Here is a 22,927-nt window from a genome sequence, read left to right as displayed (position 1 = left end):
AGCAAATATGGATCGCGATCGTTTAGTTGATGTGGGTGTCGCGTTGGTCTCGCGTTTCGGTGCGAAGGCACTGAGCTTGACCTCGGTGGCACGGCAGGCCGGGGTAGCGCGGGCCACCGCCTACCGGATGTTTGGTGGCCGCGATGCGCTGGTCGACGCCATCATGTCCCGCGAAATGGAACAACTGCGCCAGCAGATGCTGCAGTGGGGGGCCGACCAGCCCGACCCGGCAATGCGGATCCGCGAACGTGTCAAGGGATCGCTCGCCTACATCCGTGAACACGAAGCGTTGCAGTACGTACTGCGTAACGAGCCCGAGGAAGTGGTGCGGGCGCTGATCAGCCCGGCACCGGAAGCCTCGGATAAGGCCTCGCACCGGTCGTTGATTGGGATGATCACGGATACGGCGGTCCCGGATGTCCGCGATGACGAAGCGGCCGTGCTGTACCCGAGCGTGCGCGGCGGTAGCGAGTTCATGGTCCGAATCGTCTACTCCTGCATGCTGGTTCCGGAGTCGTCGATGACCGACGACGAGATCGCCGACCTGGTGGTGCGCGCCGTCGTTCGGTGATCGGGTTCCACCCAGTACGCTCGTTTCTATGACTGGCACCGCCAAAAACGGCACGGGAGCACGCAGTATTTTCATCGCATCGGCGGAAGGCGATACCGGAAAATCGACCATCGCGCTCGGTGTGCTTGCGGTGTTGACTGCCGCTGGGGGTCGCGTGGGGGTGTTCCGGCCAATCTCTCGCGCTGCCGCGGGCGAGCGTGATTACGTGCTCGACCTCATGCACTCGTATGCGTCGGTCGATATCCCTTACGAGCAGTGCATTGGCGTCACCTACGACGATGTGCACGCCGACCCCGATGCGGCGATCGCCGACATCGTCGACCGCTATCACACGGTCGCTAAACAGTGCGACAACGTGTTGGTGATCGGCTCCGACTACACCGACGTCGCGGCTCCGTCGGAGCTGAGTTTCAATGCGCGGATCGCGGCTAACCTTTCGGCACCAATCATCTTGGTGGTCAAGGCCTTTGAGCAGGAGCCGAGCGAAGTCAAGGCGATCACCGATCTGCTGCTGGCCGAGATTCGTTCCGAGCACGCGACGGCGGTCGCGATTGTCGCCAATCGCTGCGATCCCGACCAACGCAAGGCGGTGGCCGAGGCATTGCAACCGATCGGCATCCGGTCGTGGGCGTTGCCGGAGGAGCCAATCCTGGTGGCCCCCACCATGGGTGAGTTGCGCGATGCGCTCGGTGGCACCCTGTACTCGGGCGACGCTGATCTCCTCGACCACGAGGCGATGGACATGATGGTCGGTGGCATGACCGTCGAACATATCCTGGAACGCCTCAGTGAATCGATGGTGGTGATTGCCCCGGCCGATCGCTCTGACGTGCTGCTGGCATTGGTCAATGCCAATGCGGCCGAAGGGTTTCCGCGTTTGGCGGGCATCGTCATTAACGGTGGCCTGCATCCGCATCCGATGATCGACGCCCTCGTGAAGGGGTTGCGTCCAACCCTTCCCATTGTCGCGTGCGAGCACGGCACCTACGAGACGGCGCGCATTGCCGCCCACACTCGCGGACGCATGCTCACCGATTCGGTCCGCAAGATCGACGCCGCGATGAGCGTAATGGAACGGTATGTGGCACCAAATGAGTTAATCGCCGAACTCGACCTGCACGAACCCGATGTGGTGACGCCGCAGATGTTTGAGTACCAACTGATTTCGCAGGCGAAAGCCGACCCGCAACACATCGTGCTGCCGGAGGGCAACGACGACCGTATCTTGCGGGCCACCGACCGTTTGCTGCGACGCGGCATGGTGCGGATTACCCTGCTCGGCGACCCCGATGCGGTGCGTCGACGCGGCAACGAACTCGGTATTGATCTCGCGCACGTCGAGATCATCGATCCGGCGACATCGCCGCTGGCCGAGGAGTTCGCACCCATCTACATGGAACTGCGCAAGCATAAGGGCATGACTTTGGAGCGGGCTGCGGAAGTGGTCCGCGACGAGTCGTACTTCGGGACCATGCTGCTGCACACCGGCCGCGTCGACGGCATGGTGTCGGGGGCGGTGCACACCACGGCGCAGACCATCCGGCCCGCATTCGAGATCATTAAGACAGTGCCCGGGGTCTCCACGGTGTCCAGCGTCTTCTTTATGCTGCTGGCCGACAAAGTCCTCACCTACGGTGACTGCGCCATCGTTCCCGATCCGACCGCCACCGAACTGGCCGACATTGCGATCTCTTCGGCACAGACGGCCGCGGCCTTCGGCATTGAGCAGCGGGTGGCGATGCTGTCGTATTCGACGGGTGCCTCGGGGGCGGGGGCCGACGTCGACAAGGTAATCCAGGCGACCGAGTTGGTTCGGGAACGCGCGCCGGAACTGTTGGTAGAGGGCCCAATTCAGTACGACGCCGCCGTCGAACCGTCGGTGGCGACGGCAAAGATGCCGGACTCGCCGGTGGCTGGCCGTGCCACGGTCCTCATTTTCCCGGATCTCAACACCGGGAACAACACGTACAAGGCGGTGCAACGCAGTGCCGGAGCCATCGCGATTGGCCCGGTGCTGCAGGGCTTGAACAAGCCGATGAACGACCTGTCGCGCGGGGCACTTGTCACCGACATCGTCAACACGGTGGCGATTACCGCGATCCAGGCGCAGAACAACAAGAAGGCCCAGAACGCAGGGAAAGCACAGGCATGAGCGACAGCGTGAGCGACGACCTGGTTCTCGTAGTGAATGCGGGTTCGTCGTCGTTGAAGTATCAGGTGCTTAATCCGGCAACCGAAGCGGTGATCGCGGACGGGCTGGCCGAGCAGATCGGCGAGTCGAGTTCACGCATCAGGCACGACTACCGCGGCAATGAGGTTCTCGTTGAGGGAACTCTGGTGGACCATAATGCGGCGATCGCGAAGGTGATGGAACTCTTCGAGGCCGACGGTGTCGACCTGGCTGGTTCCGGACTCGCCGCCGTGGGGCATCGCGTGGTGCACGGCGGCCGCAGCTTCTTTGCGCCCACCTTGATCGACGCGACGGTGCGCTCGGAGATCGAGCGGATCTCTCCGCTGGCACCGCTACACAATCCGGCCAATCTCGTCGGTATCGACGCGGTGTCGGCCCTGCTGCCCGATGTGCCGGCCGTCGCCGTCTTCGACACTGCCTTTTTCCATGACCTCCCCGACGCCGCGGCCACCTATGCGCTCGACGCGGAGGTCGCCAAGCAGTACGCGATCCGCCGCTACGGGTTTCACGGGACCAGCCACGAGTACGTCTCACGCAAGGTCGCGGAGACGCTCGGGCGCGACTACGGCGACATTAATCAGATCGTCCTGCACCTCGGGAACGGCGCTTCCATGTCGGCGGTGGCCGGGGGCAAGGCCATCGATACGACGATGGGCATGACGCCGCTGGAAGGTCTCGTCATGGGTACCCGCACCGGTGATATCGATGCGGGCATCGTCTTCCAGCTCGCTCGGGTGGCCGGAATGTCAATCGACGACATCGACGTCCTGTTCAACAAGAATTCCGGCCTCAAAGGCTTGTGCGGGGAGAACGACTTCCGTGCAGTCCTCGAACGCGTCGATGCTGGCGATGATTCTGCGCGTCTGGCGTACGACGTCTACTTACATCGCCTGCGGCGCTACATCGGCGCGTACTTGATTGAGTTGGGTCGGGTCGACGTCATCGTGTTCACCGCCGGCGTCGGCGAGAATGCCAGCCCCGTTCGTGCCGACTCGCTGGCCGGGCTGGAGAATTTCGGCATCGAGGTCGATGCGGAGCGCAATGCCGTCCGCGGCAAGGGCCCGCGCGTCATTTCCACCGACACTTCCGCCGTCACCATCATGGTGGTGCCGACTAACGAAGAACTGGCCATTGCCCGCCAGGCGATCGAGGTCGTCGCCGCAACGGAGTAGGTTTCGGTACCCCCTTTCGGGGGTAGCCCAACCCTCATGTGACGTGGATCATGTGATCATGACCACGAATACAGAGCTCTACCGACGCAGCCGTGACCAGATGATCGACCTGATGGGCGACTACGGCCGGGCTGTTGAGCAGTTCCGCTGGCCCCACATCACCGGAAAGTTCAACTGGGCAATCGACTGGTTCGACGCCTTTGCCCGCGGCAACGATCGCGTCGCCCTCTGGATTACCGAGGAGGACGGATCCGAGGTCAAGGTGACGTTCGACGAGATGGCCGAGAACTCCGATCGCGTTGCCACCTGGCTGAAGGACCTGGGCCTCGGTAAGGGTGACCGCGTGATTCTGATGCTCGGCAACCAGGTGGAGTTGTGGGAGCTCATGCTGGGCATTATGAAGCTCGGTGCCATCGTGATGCCGACGACGTCGGCGCTCGGTTCCGCCGACCTCACCGACCGCATTGAGCGTGGCGGCGCGGGCACCGTCATCGCCAATGTCGGCGACACGGGCAAGTTCGACGACGTTCCCGGCGACTACCGCCGCATCGTGGTCGGCGGTGACGCGGACGGGTGGACCTCGTACTCGGCCAGCGCCGAGACGGAGTCGGCCGGACCGTTCGAGACCGACACCCTGGTCGACGACCCGATGCTCATCTACTTCACTTCCGGCACCACCAGCAAGCCGAAGTTGGTGGAGCATTCGCAGGTCAGCTATGCCGTCGGCCACTTCACCACGATGGCGTGGATTGGTGTTAAACCCGGCGACGTGCACCTGACGATCAGCTCGCCCGGCTGGGCCAAACATGCGTGGAGCCTGTTCTTTGCGCCGTGGATCGCCGAGGCGACGATCTTCGTTTACAACTACTCCCGCTTCGACGCCGCAGCCCTGATGGGACAACTGCAGCGCGCGGGTGTGAATACCTTCTGTGCGCCGCCGACCGTGTGGCGGATGCTGATCCAAGCCGACCTCGGCGACAAGCCCGCCGGGCTGCGTGAACTTCTCGGTGCGGGCGAGCCGCTAAACCCGGACGTGATCCGTCGCGTCGAGCAGTCGTGGGGCCTGACCATCCGAGATGGTTTTGGTCAGACGGAAACTACCCTGCAGGTCGGCAACACTCCGGGGCAGCCGCTGAAGGCTGGCTCCATGGGCCGTCCCATGCCGGGCGTCCCCGTGGTGTTGGTGGACCCGTTGACCGGTGAGCTCGCCGATGAAGGCGAAATTTGTCTCGACTTGAGTGTGCGGCCCGTGAACCTGATGACCGGCTATCTCGGGGATCCGGAGCGAAATCAGGCGGTCATGGCTGGCGGCTACTACCACACCGGTGACGTCGCCTCCCGTGACGAGGACGGCTACATCACCTACGTGGGGCGCACCGACGACGTTTTCAAATCCTCTGACTACAAGGTGTCGCCATTCGAGCTGGAGAGCGTGCTCATCGAGCATCCAGCGGTCGTCGAAGCGGCCGTGGTGCCGCAGCCCGACGAGACGCGGTTGGCCGTTCCGAAGGCCTACGTGACCCTTGCCGAGGGGTGGGAACCGACTGCCGACACCGCGAAGGCGATCATGGAGTACGCCCGCGACCATCTCGCGCCGTACCTGAAGGTGCGCCGGGTGGAGTTCTTTGAGTTGCCGAAGACAATCTCGGGCAAGATCCGTCGCGTGGAACTGCAGCAACGTGAGTCGTCGGCCTCGACGGCGGGCGAAATGATTCCGACCGAATACCGCTACGAGGACTTGCTGAGCTGACGCTCGTGACTACCGCAGCGTCGTCTTAGAGGAGGGTCGCCGGACGAATCAGGTTCGCGAGGTCCACGAGGAGGAAGCGGTGGGCGCGGTTATCGCGGGTGGCTCGTGCCAGTTCGCGGAGGGAGCGTTCGGTACCGGCGCGCAGGCCATGCTCGTTGAACGGGAAACCGAGGAAGTCATCGGCCGGGAAATCCTCGTCGAGATGGCTGTCGATCCAGCCGAGGGCCGTCCCCAGAATGATGAGCTGTAGTCGGCCGCGGCGGGGGTCGTCCCAGCTGATCTCCTCAAACCGTTCAGCCGCCTCGAACAATTCCCACCGAGCCACTTCGCTCGGATTGCGGCCGTGCACCAGGGTGACGATCGCCGATAGCTGGGCGGTGCCGTAGTGCCGCGACGTGGTGGGGACTTCGTCAAGGGGTTCAATCGCCTCGTCAAAACTCCCCTCGGCCAGAATCATCCGGGCCAAACCAAACGCCGCGGAGACGATGCCGTGGTCGGTGAGCCATAGGTCGTGATAGTTCTGGCGAGCAATGTCGTACCAGCGCTCCACCTGGGACAGTTGGTTATTGGAGGTCGAATCCTGCGCCGACAACCAATACCCGATCAACTCGGCCGTACCCGCGACCGCAAGCTTCGGCGCAACCTCACCGGGCATCGCCTCGAGGACCTCGTGGAAGCGTTCGAACGCCAACTCCGGTTCCGCATTCAGGAGTGAACAAATTCCGAGATACCAGTGCAGTCGCCACGAATCCCCGTGGTGCACGGCCACTTCACGCAGCAACTGCAGTGCCGTATCGAGGTTTCCCAACTCCAGATGGGCGCGGGCCTCGGCAAGATCGAGTTCCAACGACGGGTGCAGCGGATCGATATTGTCGCTGGCATCAACGTTCGCCAGCATCGCCTTGAATCCCTCGGCGCGGGCCGCGCGGATCGTGTCCAACGTCTGCCTCGGATACGACAGCGCCGCCGAGGTCAAGATTCCGGCAGCCGGATCCGCCGGGTCGACGAGGGGAACCGGAAGGGCGCGGGCAATGTCTGCCGGGTCGTGGAGCGCGGCATCCTTGGGGTCGAAGAACCCGTCGACCGGTGCCAGCAGCAAGTCGGTCCCGAAGGTCGACCGCTGCGGGGTAAACACCGTCGACATCGACGGGCGTGGCACACCGGTGTGCAACGCCACCGTCTCGCGGAGCACGTTGAGGACCTGCGTCGTCATTTCCTCAGCCGAGGAAAAACGCTCGTTCGGATCCTCCGATGTCGCGCGGTGTAGCAAGAAGTAGAACGACGGGTTTTCCCTGAACAGCGGGGTGGTTTCCGGATCGGGCAGACCATCCAGGTAGCGGCCGTCGACCATGGGCATATCGACAGTCAATACGGCCAGAGTGCGCCCGATGCTGTAAATATCGGTGACGATCTGCGGTCCGGTTTGAACAATCTCCGGTGCCTGAAAACCGGGCGTTCCGTACAGGTGGCCGGTGCCGTTAATCGCCGAAACCGCACCCATATCAATGAGTTTCACCTCATCGCTGGTGATCATGATGTTGTCGGGCTTCACGTCGTTGTAAACCAAACCGACCGAATGCAGATACCCGACGGCCGAAAGCACTTCCAAGATGTACGCCATGGCGTGTTCGATCGGCATCAATGTCGGCTCGCCACGATCCGATGTGGTGAGTTGCTTCAGCGTGTGACCGCCGACGTACTCCATCACGATGTAGCCGACCGGGCGACCATCGTCGGTGACCCACTCGACAAAGTTGAAAATCTTGACGATGCCGGGGTCATTGACCGACGCCAAGAACTGTCGCTCCGAGATTGCGACAGCCTGAGCTTGGGAGTCGGACGAGTTCAGCAGGCCCTTGAGAACGACCGGGCGATCGGACACGTTGTGGTCCACGGCCAGGTAAATCCAACCCATACCGCCGTGGGCGATAGCGCCGGCGATCTCGTACTGATCGGCGACGATGGTGCCGCGCTTAAGCCCGGGCACAAATGAGTAGCGCGAACCGCAATTCCAACAGTCGCCGGAGAGCGGCCCCTCGCCGCGACCAGACGAACGCCCGACGGGTTCCCCGCACTTCCAGCACTTGCGTTTGCTTTCCACGATCACCGGATCGGACAGCACGGCGTCGGCCGGGTCGATATCGGTGATCTCGGGGAGCGGCACCAGTTCGCTGCCGAGGCGGCGGTCGTGAATGTGGGCGGCCTTGCGACTCTTGCGGCGGGAGGCGGCGATGTCGTCGAGAATGCGTCGGACCTGGGTCGACTGCGTAATCGGGGTGGCGAATGCGCCACCAGCCCCGACTGTCCCCACTGTCCCGGCCGTCCCGACAGTCTCTACGGTGCCGGCTGGCATGGTGCCCGCCTGCGTTTCGACGGGCTCAACCTTTTTTTCGTCACTCATGGTGGGTCAATCTCGATATCTGGTCGGCGGTGGCGAACCCGGCCCCAAAATGGCGAGGTACTGGTTGTACGACCGTTGCCAGCTGCCGTCGGCGCTGCGTGCGGCAAGGACCGCGTTGACGAAGCGAACCATGTCGTTCTGGTTTTTGGGGATGCCGACACCGTAATTTTCGGTACCGAGGCTGGCACCGGTCACGTGCACCCACGGATCCTGGCTGGCGAGACCGGCGAGGATGGGGTCGTCGGAGGTGACGGCATCAACCTGTCCCTGCTGCATCAGCACCAGGCAGTCGGCCCAACTCGACGTGGTGATGAACTTGACGTCGGGCACCCGTTCTTGCACCCGTGCGATCGAGGTGGATGCGCGCGTGGCGCACACGTTCTTCCCCGCGAGGTCCGACACGGTCGAGATTCCCGAATTTCGATACACCAGGATCTGCTGCGAGGCGGCGTAGTAGGGGACAGAGAAACTCACCGACTTGAGCCGATCGCACGTGATCGACATGGTTTTCACCACGATGTCGACGGTGCCGTCCTCGAGGGCTTTCATGCGGTTCTCGTTCGACAGCATTCGGTATTCGATCAGGTTGGGGTCGCCGAAAATCGCGTCGGCAATCCAATGCGCGACGTCGATGTCGAAGCCTTGGACGTCACCGCTGATGGGATCGCGGAAGCTCAACGGGTTGCTGCCGAGGTCGGTGCCGACAATGAGGCGACCACGCTGGAAGATCCGTTCCATCGTCGACTTGGCGGGCATGCTCCGGGGTTCCGGCAGCGGAGTCGGGCGGAGTCCGACGGTGGCATCGCAGGTGTCGTTCGACGCCGGTGCGTCGGGTGGGGCACCAACGGTCACCTCCGGCGGCCACGGGGCCTGCGCGGTGGCCGAGGGAGGCGGATTGGCACTGTCGGCTTCGGTGGTGCAACCGGTCATCGCGATCATGATGGCTGCCGCTGCGACAGCGAGGCGGGCTGAGCGGGATCTCGTCATCGGTACTCCCGAATGCGTGGGATGAGGCCGAAAATCACCGCGAAGGCGGCCAACACGCACACCAGGCCGATGCCGGTGCCGGTATACCCGAGAAGCGTCTGAGCGGTACTGATGTTGTCCCGGAAGGTGGTGCGGGCGTCCGCGATCGCCTTCACCAGGGCGTCATTGACTTCGTTGTAGCCGGTGGCCGTACTGATTTTGCCGTTACCGATAGTCAGGGCACGCGCGGCGGTGAAGTCGCCTCCGGCGAGCCGTCGACCCACTTCTTCGTGGGCGCCACGCCACCTTTCGAGCGCGGCTTGGGCATCGCTGATCGGCTGGGTGAGCCCGGGGTTCTCGGCGTGAGATGGATCGTTCGCGAGTCGGTCGGCGTCTGCGCTGATCTGTTCCAGGTCTTGCACAAAGCCGACGTCGAGTTCGCCGGGATCGGTGCGGCGCACCAGCGACAGAGTTTCCGCTGACCGGGCTTGCTGGGTCAGGATGCGCATCGTCGTCAGCGTGTGGAGTGGTTCGGCACCCGCGGTCTTAGCCGTGTTGGCCGCAGCCACCGACAATAGTCCCGACACCAACAGCCAAACCGTGCCGATCCCGAGGGCGGCCAGCGCCCCGATCAACCCGAGATTGAAGTGCCTGCGCGTGCGTCTGGCCAAGTATCGGCCGGTCGCGAGCAGCATCAAAATAATGATCAGCAAGGCCACGTACACCCCCCACGGGGGCACGGTCAGAGTGCGCTGAGGATCGGAGATTGCCGCCGACCGGTCCTCGTAAAGGCGCTGTGCCGCAGGCAGAATCGTGCCAAGCATCAGGGTCGACGCTTCGCTCAAGTAGGCCGAGCCGACCGGGTTGGCGAGCCGATTGTTGGTGCGGGCAGTTTCGATCAGCCCGGTGTACACCGGGATGCTGGTCGAGAGCGTGTTGAGGTCGTTGCGGGCGGCCCGCTGACTGTCGGTCAGGTCGTCGCCGTTCGCCACACCGTCGGCAGCGGCGACGAGCGCTGTGGCCGCCGTGGCGATGGAATCGGTGTACTCCGACCGCAATTCGGGGGATTCGCGCCCCCCGGAAATGAAGGCGGAGTTGGCGGCGGCGTCAGCAACCGACAGTGAGCTGTACAGGACTTCGGCCGCCTCGGCTTGCGGTTCGGCCCGGCTGACCAGCGCTTCGAGGGTCTGACTGCGATTGTTCAGCGAAGCCGACGAGTAGAAGCCGGTGAGGCCGCACGCGAGCGTCATCGTGATCATGATCATCAGCAACTTGCCGGGCGTCGTCGTGGCATAAAACCGCAGTGTGAGCAGCGGAGACGAGACGCGTTCGCGGGTAATCGCCGAGATCTCGCGGCGGTCGGCGATAACCTGCCGAAGGGTGGGGTTCGCCGACCCGCGCTCGGGCAGCACGCTTCGGCCCGCGTGGGTGAGTGCAGAGCGCACTCGGTAAACCTGGCCGGCCACGTTGTTCCCTTCGAATGAACTGTGTCCAACCCTAGTCGGCGCGACTGCGCTCGCGCTGCCAGGCCGGTACGGTGATTCTTCAGATATCGGAAAATCCCTTTGCTGGAGGCAACGCAGTGCGTGGAGACGGTGACGGCTGGGTGTTCGACGGCGCAGGCGGGCGGTACTGGGGGCGGCACGGTGCGGCCGGTCTGCTGCTGTTTGCGCCCGACGCCGAAGGAACGGTGGTCGTGCTGTTGCAGCACCGGGCGATTTGGTCGCACCAGGGCGGAACTTGGGGGCTGCCGGGCGGTGCCCGCGATTCCCACGAGACTGTTGAGCAGGCCGCCGTCCGTGAGGCCAACGAAGAAGCCGGGATCATCGAAGCTGACCTCACCGTGGTCGAATCGATTGTCACCCACACCGCATCCGGTGGCTGGACGTACACGACGGTCCTCGCCGAGGCCGAGAAGCCGGTGGTGACCGTCGGCAACGGCGAGTCCGCCGAACTGCGCTGGGTCCCGGCCGACGAAGTCGCCAACCTGCCCCTTCACCCGGGTCTGGCCGCCTCCTGGGCCGACCTGCTACCGAAACTGCTGGTTTAGCTGTCGGTGACTCCGGACTTCAGAAACGCTAAGCGGCAAGCTGGTTTGCCCCGGCGATCAGCGCATTGACTGTCGCTTCGTCGCCGTCCCGGCCACGGCCCGACGACCATCCCTGTCGAGAGTCGCGTTCGCACAGAAGGTAGGTGACGGTTTCGTCGCCGTCGCGCTGCTGCGACAGCCGGACGATTTCGATGCCCGCGCCGAGGGCGTACAGGATTTCGGTCATGGCGGCGATGGTGCCGGTGGCGGTCGCCGAAATGTCGTGGGCGTCCCTGCCGAGAGTGATGTGGGCGCGCGCGACGACCGTGTCGGCCCGCGCGGGCTCAATGGACAGAGTTTGCAAGGTGATGAAAGCTGCCGCGCTCATGTCTGCAGAGGATGGCTGGGGGAATTGAATGTAAGGCATCTGGAAACTTCATTTCGGTCGAATCTTTGATGACCGACTAGCTCCAGGGTGTGGAGACGACAAACCCGCAGCGGGGGGTCGGTCGAGATCAGACCCCGCTGCGGCGGGTTACGAGAAGGTTCCACAACATGATGTCGGGCAGCCTACCCGATTTTGAGGGCTCGCGCAGCTGTCGTCGGATCAGTGGCGCCGGTAATCGCGCGGACCACCACAATCCGCTGTGCGCCAGCAGCTTTCACCTCATCGAGACGTTCGAGGTCGATCCCGCCGATCGCGAACCACGGCTTATTGGGGTGGCGTGCGGCGACGTCGGAGACGAAGTCCAGGCCCGTCGCTGCGCGGCCCGGCTTGGTTGGCGTGGTCCAGCAGGGGCCGGTGCAGAAGTAGTCGATATCGGGATCGGTGATGGCGTCGATGGCCTCGTCAATGCGGTGGGTGGAACGGCCAATCACCATGTCCGGCCCCACAATTTCCCGTGCCGCCGCCGGTGGCAGGTCGTCCTGGCCGAGGTGCAGCACGTCGGCACCGACGGCCGCCGCCAGGTCGGCGCGGTCGTTCACGGCAAGCAGCGCCCGATAGGCCTTCGTGAGTTCAGCGATCTGCCCCAACAGGTCGATCTGCTGCAGGGTCGTCAGCTCACCGAACTCGCGCTCGCCGGGGGACCCCTTATCGCGCAACTGAACTATGTCGACGCCACCGTCGAGGGCCGCGCGGACAAAGTCGACGAGGTCACCGCGTTCGCGTCGTGCGTCGGTACACAGGTACAAGCTGGCATCTTCGAGGCGGGTGCGCGCGTTCATGACCGCCACCTTAGTGGTGTGCCCGGCGCGGTAAACTCGGGGCGTATTCCTCACACGGGAGCTCGGAGGTTCGTCGGGCTGAGAGGGCGTCGCGCCGACGCTGACCGTCACACCTGATCCGGATAATGCCGGCGTAGGAAGGCTCTCATGCTCGGTGAACTAGCGGTCGTCGGTGGTGGCGTCGTCGGCTTGACGTGCGCTCTCGCCGCCGTCGATAGCGGTTGGCGCGTCACGGTATTCGACGCCGGACCCGACCGCCGAGCCTCCGATGTGGCGGGTGGCATGCTCGGTTGCCTCGCCGAAGGGCACCCCGGTGAAGACCGGCTCCTGGCCATTTCCCGCGAGTCGACGTCCCTGTGGCCGGGGTTGCTGAATCGTCTCAGTTGCCCTGACATTCTGACCGCGACCGACAGTCTCCTGGTCGGGGCCACACCGTCGGATGTTGCCGCGCTGGAAACGCAGATGCGGTTTCTGCGGTCGGAACTGCCCGACGACACACACCGGATCCCGTCGGCGTCGGCCCGCGAACTACGAACCCTGGAACCGGCCCTTGCCCGAAATGTGGCGGGCGGATTCCAAGCGGTCGGGGAGGGCGCGGTCGACAACCGTAAGCTCCTCGCCGCTTTGCGTGCGGCGCTCGACGCGGCGGGCGTAATGCAGGTGCGTGCCGAGATCGACAACCTCGCCGACGTGCCCGGCGAGCAGATTCTGGTGGCCGCCGGACTCGACACTCGACGACTTCTCCCCGACGTCGACCTCCGCGGTGAGAAGGGGGAAATCCTCCGACTGCGCCGCACTCGATGGTCAGTTGCTCCGCCGCGCAATGTGATTCGCGCGCGCTGGCACGGCCGGCCGGTGTATCTCGTGCCACGCGAAGACGGCATTGTTCTGGGTGCCACCCAATACGAGGCCTACGACGACACCGACCGCGCCCCACTGGCCGGGGGCGTCGCGGACCTGCTGGGCGACGCCGATGAATTGATGCCGGGCCTGCGAACTTACGAACTCACCGAGGTCAGCGCAGGCATCCGACCGTCGTCGGCGGACGGCGTACCGCTCATCGAACGCGTCGATGAGCGGGTGACGGTAGCCGCCGGACATGGCCGTAACGGGATCGCGCTGGCACCCTGGACGGCGCAGCAGGTCCTCGCGGTACTGGCACAACACTCAACACACACCTCGACCGAAGATAGGGGAGTCCACCATGGAATTGACCGTGAACGGTGACACCGTCACCCTCGATGAAGCGCCGACCGTCGCGCAGTTGTTGACCCACCTCGACCTGCCCGAAACGGGGGTCGCGGTGGCCGTCAACGGGATTGTGCGACCTAAGAGCGAGTGGGACCAGGTCTTGCTGCCGTTCGCCGAACTCGACATTCTGACGGCTGTGCAAGGTGGCTAGCCCGGGAATCGAACCGCTCCGCATTGCCGAGCGTGAGTTCGGGTCGCGGCTCATCACCGGAACCGGCGGAGCCAGCAACCTGGCGATTCTGGAACGCGCGCTGGTGGCGTCCGGAACCGAGTTGACGACCGTCGCGATGCGCCGGATCAGCCCGGAGTCGGGGACCGGCTTGCTCGACCTCCTCCGCCGCCTGGGGATCGCGCTGCTGCCGAACACGGCGGGATGCCATACGACAGCCGAGGCCGTTTTGACCGCGCAACTGGGGCGCGAGGCGTGCGAAACCAACCTGGTGAAACTGGAGGTGGTCGCCGACGACCGCACGCTGCTCCCGGATCCGCTCGAGCTGGTCGACGCCGCGCTGGCGCTGGTCGCCGACGGATTCGATGTGCTGGCATACACCAACGACGACCCCGTCCTGGCGCTCCGGCTCGAGGACGCCGGGGTTGCGGCGGTGATGCCGCTCGGGTCCCCGATCGGTACCGGACTGGGCATTTCAAATCCGCACAACATTGAGATGATCGTGGCGCGCGCCGGGGTGCCCGTCGTTTTGGACGCAGGCATTGGGACGGCGAGCGACGCCGCCCTCGCGATGGAACTCGGTTGCGACGCAGTGCTTCTCGCCTCTGCCGTGACGCGCGCCGACGATCCGGAAGTGATGGGCGCAGCGATGAAGCATGCGGTGATCGGCGGCTATTTGGCGGCCAGGGCCGGGCGTATTCCGAAACGCTTCTGGGCGCAGGCGTCGTCCCCGGCCCGAGGGTAGGAACGGTGGCTTAGGCTTCGGCGTCTTCGCGTCCGCGGTGCCAACCGCCCTTCTCCGGCGGTGCTTCACCGAAGTGGTCGGGTTCGCCGGTGCCATACCAAGCCACAAGGACCGCACCGACCACCGCGCCGATGAAACCGACGACGGCTAGCCAGCCGAGGCCGACGCGCGCTGAGTCGCCGAGGAATGCGACGCCAATGATGCTGGGGCCAGCCGTTTCGCCAACCACCAGCATGGCGGTGACGCCACTGACCGCACCCACCTGCAGGGCAACGGTTTGGACATAGAAGCCGATCGCCCCCGCGATCGCGATCGACCACGCGGCCGGATCAGTCAGCAGGGTTACCAGGTGGAACGGTTCGAGCCCGTGCAGAACGCGGACGGCGCATGCAATGACGCCGAACAGCAGACCGGCGCACGCGCCGCCGATGGGTGCCGCGAACTTGCCGCCGCGGTAGACGCCCACCAGCGAGATGGTGCACAGCGCGAGGGTCGCGATGAACAATCCCCAGTGGAATGCCATCGAGGCGTTGTCGTTGGCGCCGGGCGATGACGAAACGCCGAGCATAAACAGCGAAAGCACCACCAGCCAGATCGCGACCCAGTCGCGGGTGTGCAGCGTAATGCCGAGCAGCAACGTACCGAGCAGGGCTGTGACCACCAGGTTTGCCGACACGATCGATTGCGCGAGGAAGAGCGGAAGAAAGCGGGCGGCTACGGCTCCGCCAGCAAATCCGACCACCACCATCACGGTGCCGAAAATGAATGCGGGGTCGGCGATTGTCGAGAACGTCGATTCGACGGATGGCGAAGAGCTACCATCGATTCCGGCTTTGCCGTCTTCGCGTTGCTCTACGGCGACCCGTCGGGCGCCCAGTGCACGGAGCACGGTCGAGACGCCATAGGCCACCGCGGCCATCGACGCCGCAATGATCCCGATGACAAACAAGTAGACAATCCCCTGCGTTGATGTGGTCGAGCTGGTCTTCTGGAGTACTGATCTTATTGAGTACTGAGGCGATTCTGAGTACTTGGTAAGAACACGCTACACGGCCAGCATGTTCCCGGGCGTTCTCATTGTTTGGTTCTTGTCTAGGCTGTACCCGTGGACTCTGGTGCGCGCAAACATATATTGATTACCTTCGGCAGGTCATTTCTGACCTTGAACCTGGCGAGGCTCCTCGCTGCGGGCGGATACAAGGTCTCGACCTGCGACAGTTTGCCGATTGCGGTGAGCAGGTATTCAAACGCGGTGTCGAAGTTTCATCGGGTGAGCCCGCCGAAGTTCAAGCCGCAGGAATACTGCCGCGATGTTGCCGAGATTGTGCGGTCCGAGGGCATCGACATGGTGATCCCCATTCACGAAGAGACCGACATTCTGGCGATGATGCAGGGCCTCTTCCCTCCGACGTGCGATCTGTTCCTGTCGCCCTTCGAGGTCGAAGAGATGCTGCACAATAAGTTGTCGTACCAGGAGGCTCTTGTCGAGCGGGGTTTTCCGACGTTGAAGTTTGCGAAGCTGGCGTCGCCCGACGACGTCAAGGATCTTGACTTCACTACGCCCTTCGCCGTGAAGCAGACCTATTCGCGAGGCTCGCAGCAGGTTTACAAGGTGCAACCGGGGCAGTCTCTCGACTTCTTGACCTACGATCCCGACAATCCCTGGATTGCCCAGGAATGGTTGGAGGGCGACCGCTACTGCACGTACTCGGTGTGCCGCGATGGCGAAGTCTTCGCTCACGCCACGTACCCGGTTCGGTATGCGATCGACGGGAGTTCGTGCCTGACCTTTGAGCAGGTCGACCATCCGGGGATCCTCGAATGGGTGCAGCGGTTCGCGAAGTCGGTCAATTTCACCGGGCACATGGGTCTGGACTTTATCGACCATCCGGACCGCGGCCTCTACACGATCGAATGCAATCCGCGGGGAACCAGCGGCATCATGATGTTTACCCGGGAATGCGGTCTCGACCGCGCCTTCTTTGGACAAAACACCGAGGTCCTCAGCCCTCCGACCGGGAACGTCCGGATGATCGGGGTTGGCATGGCGCTGTACGGCTGGCGGAAATCGTCGTTGCCGAACAATAAGTTCCGCACCTTCTTGCGCGACTTCCGCGCGGCGAGTGACGTCATCTACGACCCGCAAGACAAGATGCCCGCGGTGATGCTGATCCCCGCCTACGCCGCGATTCTGACCCACGGTTACAAGTACAAAGTCGGCCTTGCCGAGGCGTTCATGCACGACCACGAGTGGGACGGCCACCAAATCCAAGGGTTGGATTAAACTCCTAGGGGCTGGTGCGCAGTCGCGAACAGAAGTCGACCAGCAGGCCTGCGGCGCGGCGTTCGGGGTCGAGCATCACGCCGCCGTGGGCTTGGCCACCGATTTCATGGAATTCGGCGTTCGGCAGGTGACTTGCGGCCTCCCGACCGCCCGCGGGCGGGAAAAAGAGGTCGTTCTCGAAGGCGATGACCAACGCCGGCGCGGTGATCCCGGCGAGACGGTCATCGGTGGGCTCCTTGGCGAGCATCCAACTCCGCGACGCCGACAGTTGCCCCTTCAGACCATCGGGCGCCGACCACACCGGATCGCCGGAACTCAAGATCTCCCGCCATGAGCGGACGGCCGCGTCGTTCGACAGGGTGGTCGGGCTGAGGGTGGTCATTAACTGTTCAAAGATGGCGACGTGCTCGGGGATTTCGCCGAGTCGATCGAGGAGTCCCAACTCCATGTCGTTGACGATTTCCCCGATGGCCGATGAGCGTAGACCCGCCAACATGGCAACACCCCTCACGTGGCCGGGCCATGCCGATGCCAAGGCCTGCGTCACGTAGCAGCCCATGGAATATCCAGCGAGAATCGCGTCGTCGACTTCGAAATGGTTCAGCACGGCAGCGGCGTCGTCGGCCATTTCGGGCACCGAGTATGGTGCTGGCGGTGCCGAAGACGGGGTCACGCCCCGCGCGGAATAGGTGATCACTGAGAACCCGGCTTTAACGAGGTCGTTGGGGATTCCAGTGAATTGCCATACGCCAGAAGGCATCCCGAGTCCGCCGCTGAGCAGCACGGTGGGGCCGTCGCCGATGCGCGTTGCCGCGATGGCGGTGTCGGACGCGGTCGTGATGAGTTGACGCTCGGTCACGATTGCGCGGCGGCCAGGCGGTCGATGATTTGCTGCAAACTCTGTGGCGACCGGGCCATCACGGTCTCGCCCTCGGCGACCACCAGTGGGCGCTGGATCAGCGACGGATTCGCGACCATCGCATCAAGCAGGGCGTCATCGTCGGCGTCGTCGAGATCTAGGGTCGCGTACACGGGTTCGCCCGACCGGATCGCGTCGCGGACCGACAGCCCGGCCGAGGCGATCAACTGTTTAAGTTCGGCACGGTCGGGGGTGTCGGTGAGGTACTCGACGACGGTGACGTCGGCCCCAGCTTGCCGCAGCGCGTCGAGGGCGGTGCGGGACTTGCTGCAGCTGGGGTTGTAGTAGATCGTGGCGTCCACGGATGGCCCTTCTTTACTGGCTAAACGAGATCGGCGAGCGGCACGCTCGAGTCGGCGAGTTTCGCCGGATCGACGGGATTTCGCGCCGCAAGGAGGGCGGCGATGTCATCGCCAGCATCCCAAATATTGACGTTCATTCCCGCCTGGACAATACCGTCGCTGGTGACCCAGAAGGCGAGGAACTCCCGGCCTGGCACATCACCGCGGGTAACGACGCTGGTCTCGCCCGCGGTGTGGCCACGGTATTCCATGCCGAGGTCGTACTGGTCGGTGAAGAAGTACGGCATCCGCGAGTACTCGTCGTTGCCGCCGAGAATGTTGGCGACCGCGGTCGCTGGCTGGTTGAGCGCGTTTGCCCAATGCTCGGTTCGGACACGCATACCGAGGACAGGGTGTTCTGCGGCGGCAATGTCGCCGACCGCATACACGTCGGGTGCGCTGGTCCGCAGACCCGCATCGGTAGCGACGCCACCGTCGACAATTTCGAGGCCACCGTTCTCCGCGACCGCAGTTTCCGGCCGGGCCCCCACCGCCACGAGGACGGCATCGGCGGCGATCGTCTCACCGTTCTCGAGTTTGATTCCGGTGGCCTTCTCGTCCGCGACGGTGATGGCGGCGACCTTGCAATTAGTTTTCAGGTCGACGCCGTGGGCGCGATGCAGTTCGGCGAATGCTGCCCCGATTTCGGTGCCCAGCGCCGCTTGTAAGGGCTGGTCGGCGGCTTCGACAACGGTCACCTCGGTGCCCGCATTGCGTGCCCCGGCGGCCACTTCGAGACCGATCCAGCCGCCGCCGATGATGGCCAGGCGCTTGCCCTCACCGAAAGTCTGCAGCAGGGCGTCGGCTTCGGCGACAGTCCGCAGGTAGTAGACGCCGTCGGCGTCCGACCCGGGGATGGGTGGGCGCGCGGAGGTAGATCCGGTCGCCAAAACGAGTGAGGAGTACCGAACCGATGACCCGTCGTCGAGCTCGACGGAGTGGGCGGCGGTGTCGAGGGTGGTGGCGCGGACGCCGAGGCGAAGGTCGATGTTGTTGTCGCGGTACCAGGCTTCGTCGTGCACGGTGAAGTCCGGCAGCGCCTTGGTGGAGGCGAGGAACTCTTTCGACAGTGGTGGGCGTTCGTAGGGTGCAACGCTCTCGGCGGCGATGAAGGTGACCGGTCCGGTGAACCCCTTCTCGCGCAGGCCTTCGGCGGTCTTCGCGCCCGCGAGCCCACCCCCGACGATCACGATGGGATTGGACGAATTTGTACCTGTGGACATGTCACTCTCCCTACTAAAGACGAATTCCTTCAATTATAGAGAGTCTTGGGGGCTCTGGCTACGTCGCAGGTGAAGAGAATCTCGACGACTGAGGCCTCGCCATGTCGGTAGAGTCAGGTTTTGTGCGCGACTCACGAGCCCGATACATCGTCATCGGGCTGATGCTGGCATTGGCCGGAATCTGCTATTCGTCGTGGGTTCTCGACTACTTTTTCCACTCCGGACTCGACCCCCTGCGGTCGTTCCTGTCGGAACTCGATAGCCGGCACATGCCGCACCGGCACGTCTACACGGTGGGCGACGTTCTAACGGGGATCTTCTCGATTCTGGCCGCCATCGGTCTCCTGTTTCCGCCGAGCCTGGTGCGCAATAAGTTCTCCGTCACGGCAGCCATCGCCATTGCCGCGTTCGGTGCCTCGACCATCGCCGATGCGCTCATGCCGATCGACTGCCTGGCTGGCCGCGACGTAGGTTGCCCGGACCAGTCGCGAGGTCTGCTGCCGCAACTGGAGCACATTCATGCCCTGACATCGTCGTTGGCAGTGATCGCCATCTTCGTTGCGATGATTGCCGCATCCCTGGCCGCCTGGCGCACCCGCGACTGGGACACCCTGCGATATGGCGGCGGACTGGTGTTCGCGGTCGTCGTGCTGGCTACCGTGTGGATGCTGGCCGCCGACCGGCTTAGCGGCGACTACCGGTTGGGGTTGGCGCAGCGGATTCAGGTCGGCGGCATGAGTATCTGGCTGATCTTCTGGGGCGCGTCGATCACGCGATGGCGGCCGCGCCCCAGCCAGGTCAGCGGCGGAACGTCGTCGTAAACGCCTCGCGCGCGCCCGGTGCGTTCGCCTTCACTTCGTAAGCGGACAGCTTCAGCGACGAACTGTCGACGTCGAGGGTCATGAACCCGCGGTCTTGGTGGTTCTCATACTTGGAGCGGAATCGCTTGGTCGACGGCTTGCTCGTCGACTTTGCGGCGGCACCCGAGACGATCTGTCGCGTGCCTTTGAGGCCCGCAACGTTCTCGAAGACCTGCTGGCTGTGGTCGTGGCCGGAGAACAGGAAGTTGGCGCGCCCGGCAATGTGCTTCTCGATGAAGCGCTTCGCTTCAATGCCGTTCATCGGGGCGGGCAGGCCGTCGTAGTCGCCGGCTGGGCCGTGCGAGCCATTACTGACGTAGGCGTGGTGGGTGCAGACAATCTTCCACGGTGCCTTTGAGGCAGCCAACGACTTGTCGAGCCACTTGCCCTGCGCGGTCATGTAGTGGCCGTCGGGATTCCACTCCGGGGACAGGAACGGCGGGATGTAGGCGGCGAGCGGGTTCAAGTCGACGATGAAAAAGTCAACAACACCGAGCGACACCGAGTAGTAGCGCTCCGGCATGTACCAGCGACGCGATCGCTTGTGGTACTCCACCTCGGTGTTTCCGCGGAGCAGCCAGCCGCCGTCGCCGGGGAAGATCGCCGTGTTGTCGTGGTTGCCAAGCGTCATCAACCACGGGAAATCCAGCCCGGCATTCGGCTTCTCGAACTTGTTCTGGAACTGCTTGTCGTCGGGGCCGTCGGGTCCGGTCTCGTAGATGTTGTCGCCTAGACCGAGCGCGACGTCGAAGGGCTTGGCCGCGTGCAGCTTCCGCGCCGCATCGGTGACGGCATACTGCGGCTTCTCGCCGGTGCCTGCGTCTCCGGTCACGAGGACACGGAGTGCGCTGCTTCCAGTGGGGAGCGGGTACCGGTTGACGGCCGACGCGACACCGGTCCCGAGAGTGCCAAGGCCTGCGGCTGCGACGCCGGTGGCTGCGGCACCGGCAAGGAAGGAACGACGATCGATGGTCATGGGCATCGATGCTGCCATGCCGAGGTTAACGGCGCAGGGCTCGGGGAAGCTTCGTCAGCCAACTTGGCGCAGTTTCAAGTTCACGTTTTAGTAGCCGGCATCTGTCAGACTGACACGCGATGTATGCAGAAGATGACTCCCTCCCAGTTACTCAGTCCCGTGTATCGCGCCGCACCTTTATGGGTGCCGCGGGCGCGGGTGCCCTCGCCGTCGCGATGCCTGCGGGAATTGCTTCCGCGAAGCCCGCTTCCAGTGGCGCATTCCGGCACGGTGTCGCCTCCGGTGACCCGCTTCCCGGCGGCATCATTCTCTGGACGCGCGTAACTCCGTCGGCCGATGCCAAGCCGGGATCGGGCCGCGGCGCGGGCTCGACCCTGACCTGGGAAATATCCTCTAACCAGGGATTTGGTTCCATTGCGGCCTCGGGTTCGGTCTCGACTGATGCCTCACGCGACCACACGGTGAAGGTCGACGTGAGCGGCCTCGCTCCCGCGACGCACTACTGGTACCGCTTCCGTGTCACCGGTGGTCCTGCCGCTGGCGCTGTGTCGCCGACCGGTCGAACCAAGACTGCGCCCGCGACCGATGCTGATGTCAGCAAGGTCCGATTCGGTGTTGTCAGCTGCGCCAACTGGGAAGCCGGCTATTTCTCGGCCTACCGTCACCTGGCGAACAAGTCGAACCTTGACGCGATCATTCACCTCGGCGACTACATCTACGAGTACGGCGTTGGTGGCTACGGCGGCAAATATGGGACGGTCCGCAAGCACGAACCTGCACATGACATCGTCTCGCTCGCCGACTACCGGATCCGGCACGCCCAGTACAAGACTGACCCCGATCTGATGAAGCTCCACGCCGAGTATCCGTTCATCACAACGTGGGACGATCACGAGACCGCCGACAACTCCTGGCGGGCCGGTGCTGAGAACCACAACCCACGCACGCAGGGCAGTTGGGCAGCACGCAAGGCGAACGCCGACAAGGCGTACTTCGAGTGGATGCCGATCCGCCCGGTCGTCTCGGCCAACAACCGCCAGATTTACCGTCGGCTGCGCTACGGCAATCTGCTGGAGCTGTCGATGCTCGACCTGCGTACCTACCGTGACCAGGAAGTCTCGCAGTTCAGCAACAAGACCGACAGCAACACCGCCACCATCACCGGCAAGGCCCAGATGAAGTGGGTGACCGGTGGCATCACCACGTCGACCACCAAGTGGCAGCTCGTCGGCAATCCGGTGTTGATTTCACCGTTCCTGTTGCCGCCGCTCGATCCCAAGACCACTGGCCCGCTGACCGAACTGACCGGCATTCCGGAGAACGGCATTCCGTTCAACGCCGACGTGTGGGACGGCTACACCAAAGACCGGGCACGACTGCTCAATGCGGTCGACAAGGCCGGGAAAAAGAACGTCGTCTTCCTTACCGGCGACATCCACATGTCGTGGGCCAACGACATTCCGCGCGAGCCAGCCAACTATCCGGGCGCGGGCACCTTCGGTACCGAGTTTGTGGTGACGTCGGTGACCAGTAATAACCTCGACGACATGGTCGGAGCGCCCGAGCACACGATCGGCAGTGTTGCTGGCGACGCCATCAAGGCCGCCAACCGGCACACCCAGTGGATCGACACCGACGCGCACGGCTATGCCGTCCTGACCGTCGATTCCGCTGCCGCTCAAATGGATTGGTACTCCGTCCGCGACCGCGCCGACCGCAACACCGGCGAGTACTACTCGCAATCGTGGAAGGTTCGCTCGGGCACGCGCCGGTTAAGCAAGGCTGCCGGTCCACGGTCGTAGCCGCGCAGGCGAACTTTCTGAACGTCGCCGGACGCTATCAGAGTGATATC

At 63.9% G+C, this 22,927-nt stretch carries 21 protein-coding genes and 1 riboswitch; of the genes, 11 read left to right on the top strand and 10 right to left on the bottom strand.

Features of this window, described 5'->3' with window-relative positions:
- Positions 1–7: 7 nt before the first annotated feature.
- From WBA38_RS06025 to WBA38_RS06010, 4 genes are read left to right on the top strand one after another with little or no spacing between them, the layout of a single operon-like run.
- Positions 8–571 carry a TetR/AcrR family transcriptional regulator gene (locus tag WBA38_RS06025; RefSeq protein ID WP_424293370.1) on the top strand — a complete coding sequence of 188 codons (564 nt, stop codon included), beginning with the start codon at positions 8–10 and terminating at the stop codon, positions 569–571.
- 28 nt (positions 572–599) lie between these two features.
- Positions 600–2,723, top strand: a complete 2,124-nt coding sequence (gene pta, locus WBA38_RS06020) for a phosphate acetyltransferase (protein WP_424322304.1) — start codon at positions 600–602, stop codon at positions 2,721–2,723.
- Positions 2,720–3,934, top strand: a complete 1,215-nt coding sequence (locus tag WBA38_RS06015) for an acetate kinase (protein ID WP_424293372.1) — start codon at positions 2,720–2,722, stop codon at positions 3,932–3,934. The genes pta and WBA38_RS06015 overlap by 4 nt, the downstream gene beginning before the upstream one ends.
- A 58-nt stretch (positions 3,935–3,992) precedes the next feature.
- Positions 3,993–5,684: an AMP-binding protein gene (locus WBA38_RS06010; protein ID WP_424322303.1), complete on the top strand. Its 1,692-nt coding sequence runs from the start codon at positions 3,993–3,995 to the stop codon at positions 5,682–5,684.
- 25 nt (positions 5,685–5,709) lie between these two features.
- On the opposite strand, the gene WBA38_RS06005 is transcribed toward WBA38_RS06010, so the two are convergent.
- The 3 genes from WBA38_RS06005 to WBA38_RS05995 are packed head-to-tail and all read right to left on the bottom strand — an operon-like array spanning position 5,710 to position 10,517.
- Positions 5,710–8,085, bottom strand: coding sequence for a tetratricopeptide repeat protein (locus tag WBA38_RS06005; protein ID WP_424322302.1), 2,376 nt, complete (start codon positions 8,083–8,085; stop codon positions 5,710–5,712).
- A 6-nt stretch (positions 8,086–8,091) separates the two neighbouring features.
- Positions 8,092–9,072, bottom strand: coding sequence for a glutamate ABC transporter substrate-binding protein (locus tag WBA38_RS06000; protein WP_424293375.1), 981 nt, complete (start codon positions 9,070–9,072; stop codon positions 8,092–8,094).
- Entirely contained in the window at positions 9,069–10,517 is a 1,449-nt protein-coding gene (locus WBA38_RS05995) for a hypothetical protein (protein ID WP_424293376.1), read from the bottom strand. Before WBA38_RS05995 ends, WBA38_RS06000 begins: the two co-directional genes overlap by 4 nt.
- 116 nt (positions 10,518–10,633) lie before the next feature.
- Here WBA38_RS05995 and WBA38_RS05990 point away from each other — a divergent pair, with 116 nt between their 5' ends.
- The gene (locus WBA38_RS05990) at positions 10,634–11,101 is read left to right on the top strand and encodes an NUDIX hydrolase (RefSeq protein WP_424293377.1); all 468 of its coding nucleotides are present in this window, start codon (positions 10,634–10,636) and stop codon (positions 11,099–11,101) included.
- 28 nt (positions 11,102–11,129) lie between these two features.
- Here WBA38_RS05990 and WBA38_RS05985 read toward each other — a convergent pair whose 3' ends face one another.
- On the bottom strand, positions 11,130–11,468 hold the full coding sequence (locus WBA38_RS05985) for a hypothetical protein (protein ID WP_424293378.1): 339 nt from the start codon (positions 11,466–11,468) through the stop codon (positions 11,130–11,132).
- A gap of 182 nt (positions 11,469–11,650) precedes the next feature.
- Positions 11,651–12,307 carry a thiamine phosphate synthase gene (thiE, locus tag WBA38_RS05980; protein ID WP_424322301.1) on the bottom strand — a complete coding sequence of 219 codons (657 nt, stop codon included), beginning with the start codon at positions 12,305–12,307 and terminating at the stop codon, positions 11,651–11,653.
- A gap of 53 nt (positions 12,308–12,360) precedes the next feature.
- Positions 12,361–12,464, top strand: a riboswitch (TPP riboswitch).
- Between thiE and WBA38_RS05975 the strand changes: the two genes are divergently transcribed.
- From WBA38_RS05975 to WBA38_RS05965, 3 genes are all read left to right on the top strand, one after another.
- On the top strand, positions 12,455–13,534 hold the full coding sequence (locus WBA38_RS05975; protein ID WP_424293148.1) for an FAD-dependent oxidoreductase: 1,080 nt from the start codon (positions 12,455–12,457) through the stop codon (positions 13,532–13,534). It overlaps the preceding riboswitch by 10 nt.
- Positions 13,512–13,709 carry a sulfur carrier protein ThiS gene (gene thiS / locus WBA38_RS05970; protein ID WP_424293149.1) on the top strand — a complete coding sequence of 66 codons (198 nt, stop codon included), beginning with the start codon at positions 13,512–13,514 and terminating at the stop codon, positions 13,707–13,709. The genes WBA38_RS05975 and thiS overlap by 23 nt, the downstream gene beginning before the upstream one ends.
- Positions 13,702–14,472: a thiazole synthase gene (locus tag WBA38_RS05965; RefSeq protein WP_424293150.1), complete on the top strand. Its 771-nt coding sequence runs from the start codon at positions 13,702–13,704 to the stop codon at positions 14,470–14,472. The genes thiS and WBA38_RS05965 overlap by 8 nt, the downstream gene beginning before the upstream one ends.
- Positions 14,473–14,482: 10 nt before the next feature.
- Here WBA38_RS05965 and WBA38_RS05960 read toward each other — a convergent pair whose 3' ends face one another.
- Entirely contained in the window at positions 14,483–15,421 is a 939-nt protein-coding gene (locus WBA38_RS05960) for an EamA/RhaT family transporter (RefSeq protein ID WP_424293151.1), read from the bottom strand.
- 156 nt (positions 15,422–15,577) lie between these two features.
- Here WBA38_RS05960 and WBA38_RS05955 point away from each other — a divergent pair, with 156 nt between their 5' ends.
- Positions 15,578–16,756, top strand: coding sequence for an ATP-grasp domain-containing protein (locus WBA38_RS05955; protein ID WP_424322300.1), 1,179 nt, complete (start codon positions 15,578–15,580; stop codon positions 16,754–16,756).
- 4 nt (positions 16,757–16,760) lie between these two features.
- Here the strand turns inward: WBA38_RS05955 and WBA38_RS05950 are convergent, their stop codons facing one another.
- Genes WBA38_RS05950 through WBA38_RS05940 form a run of 3 tightly spaced genes read right to left on the bottom strand, consistent with a single transcriptional unit; the run spans position 16,761 to position 19,239 of the window.
- Positions 16,761–17,615, bottom strand: a complete 855-nt coding sequence (locus WBA38_RS05950) for an alpha/beta fold hydrolase (RefSeq protein WP_424322299.1) — start codon at positions 17,613–17,615, stop codon at positions 16,761–16,763.
- Positions 17,612–17,977, bottom strand: a complete 366-nt coding sequence (gene arsC, locus WBA38_RS05945; RefSeq protein ID WP_424322298.1) for an arsenate reductase (glutaredoxin) — start codon at positions 17,975–17,977, stop codon at positions 17,612–17,614. Before arsC ends, WBA38_RS05950 begins: the two co-directional genes overlap by 4 nt.
- Before the next feature lie 20 nt (positions 17,978–17,997).
- On the bottom strand, positions 17,998–19,239 hold the full coding sequence (locus WBA38_RS05940) for an NAD(P)/FAD-dependent oxidoreductase (RefSeq protein WP_424322297.1): 1,242 nt from the start codon (positions 19,237–19,239) through the stop codon (positions 17,998–18,000).
- Between the two features lie 161 nt (positions 19,240–19,400).
- Here WBA38_RS05940 and WBA38_RS05935 point away from each other — a divergent pair, with 161 nt between their 5' ends.
- Positions 19,401–20,060, top strand: a complete 660-nt coding sequence (locus WBA38_RS05935; protein WP_424295362.1) for a DUF998 domain-containing protein — start codon at positions 19,401–19,403, stop codon at positions 20,058–20,060.
- Here WBA38_RS05935 and WBA38_RS05930 read toward each other — a convergent pair.
- The gene (locus WBA38_RS05930; protein WP_424295354.1) at positions 20,038–21,075 is read right to left on the bottom strand and encodes a metallophosphoesterase; all 1,038 of its coding nucleotides are present in this window, start codon (positions 21,073–21,075) and stop codon (positions 20,038–20,040) included. The two genes, WBA38_RS05935 and WBA38_RS05930, sit on opposite strands and share 23 nt — an antisense overlap.
- A 119-nt stretch (positions 21,076–21,194) precedes the next feature.
- On the opposite strand from WBA38_RS05930, the gene WBA38_RS05925 reads away from it, so the two are divergent.
- Positions 21,195–22,877, top strand: a complete 1,683-nt coding sequence (locus WBA38_RS05925; protein ID WP_424322296.1) for an alkaline phosphatase D family protein — start codon at positions 21,195–21,197, stop codon at positions 22,875–22,877.
- Positions 22,878–22,927: the final 50 nt, after the last annotated feature.

It is taken from the genome of Gordonia sp. (in: high G+C Gram-positive bacteria), from assembly GCF_049647785.1.
Lineage (GTDB): Bacteria > Actinomycetota > Actinomycetes > Mycobacteriales > Mycobacteriaceae > Gordonia.
This window is presented reverse-complemented; position numbering and strand designations above follow the sequence as displayed.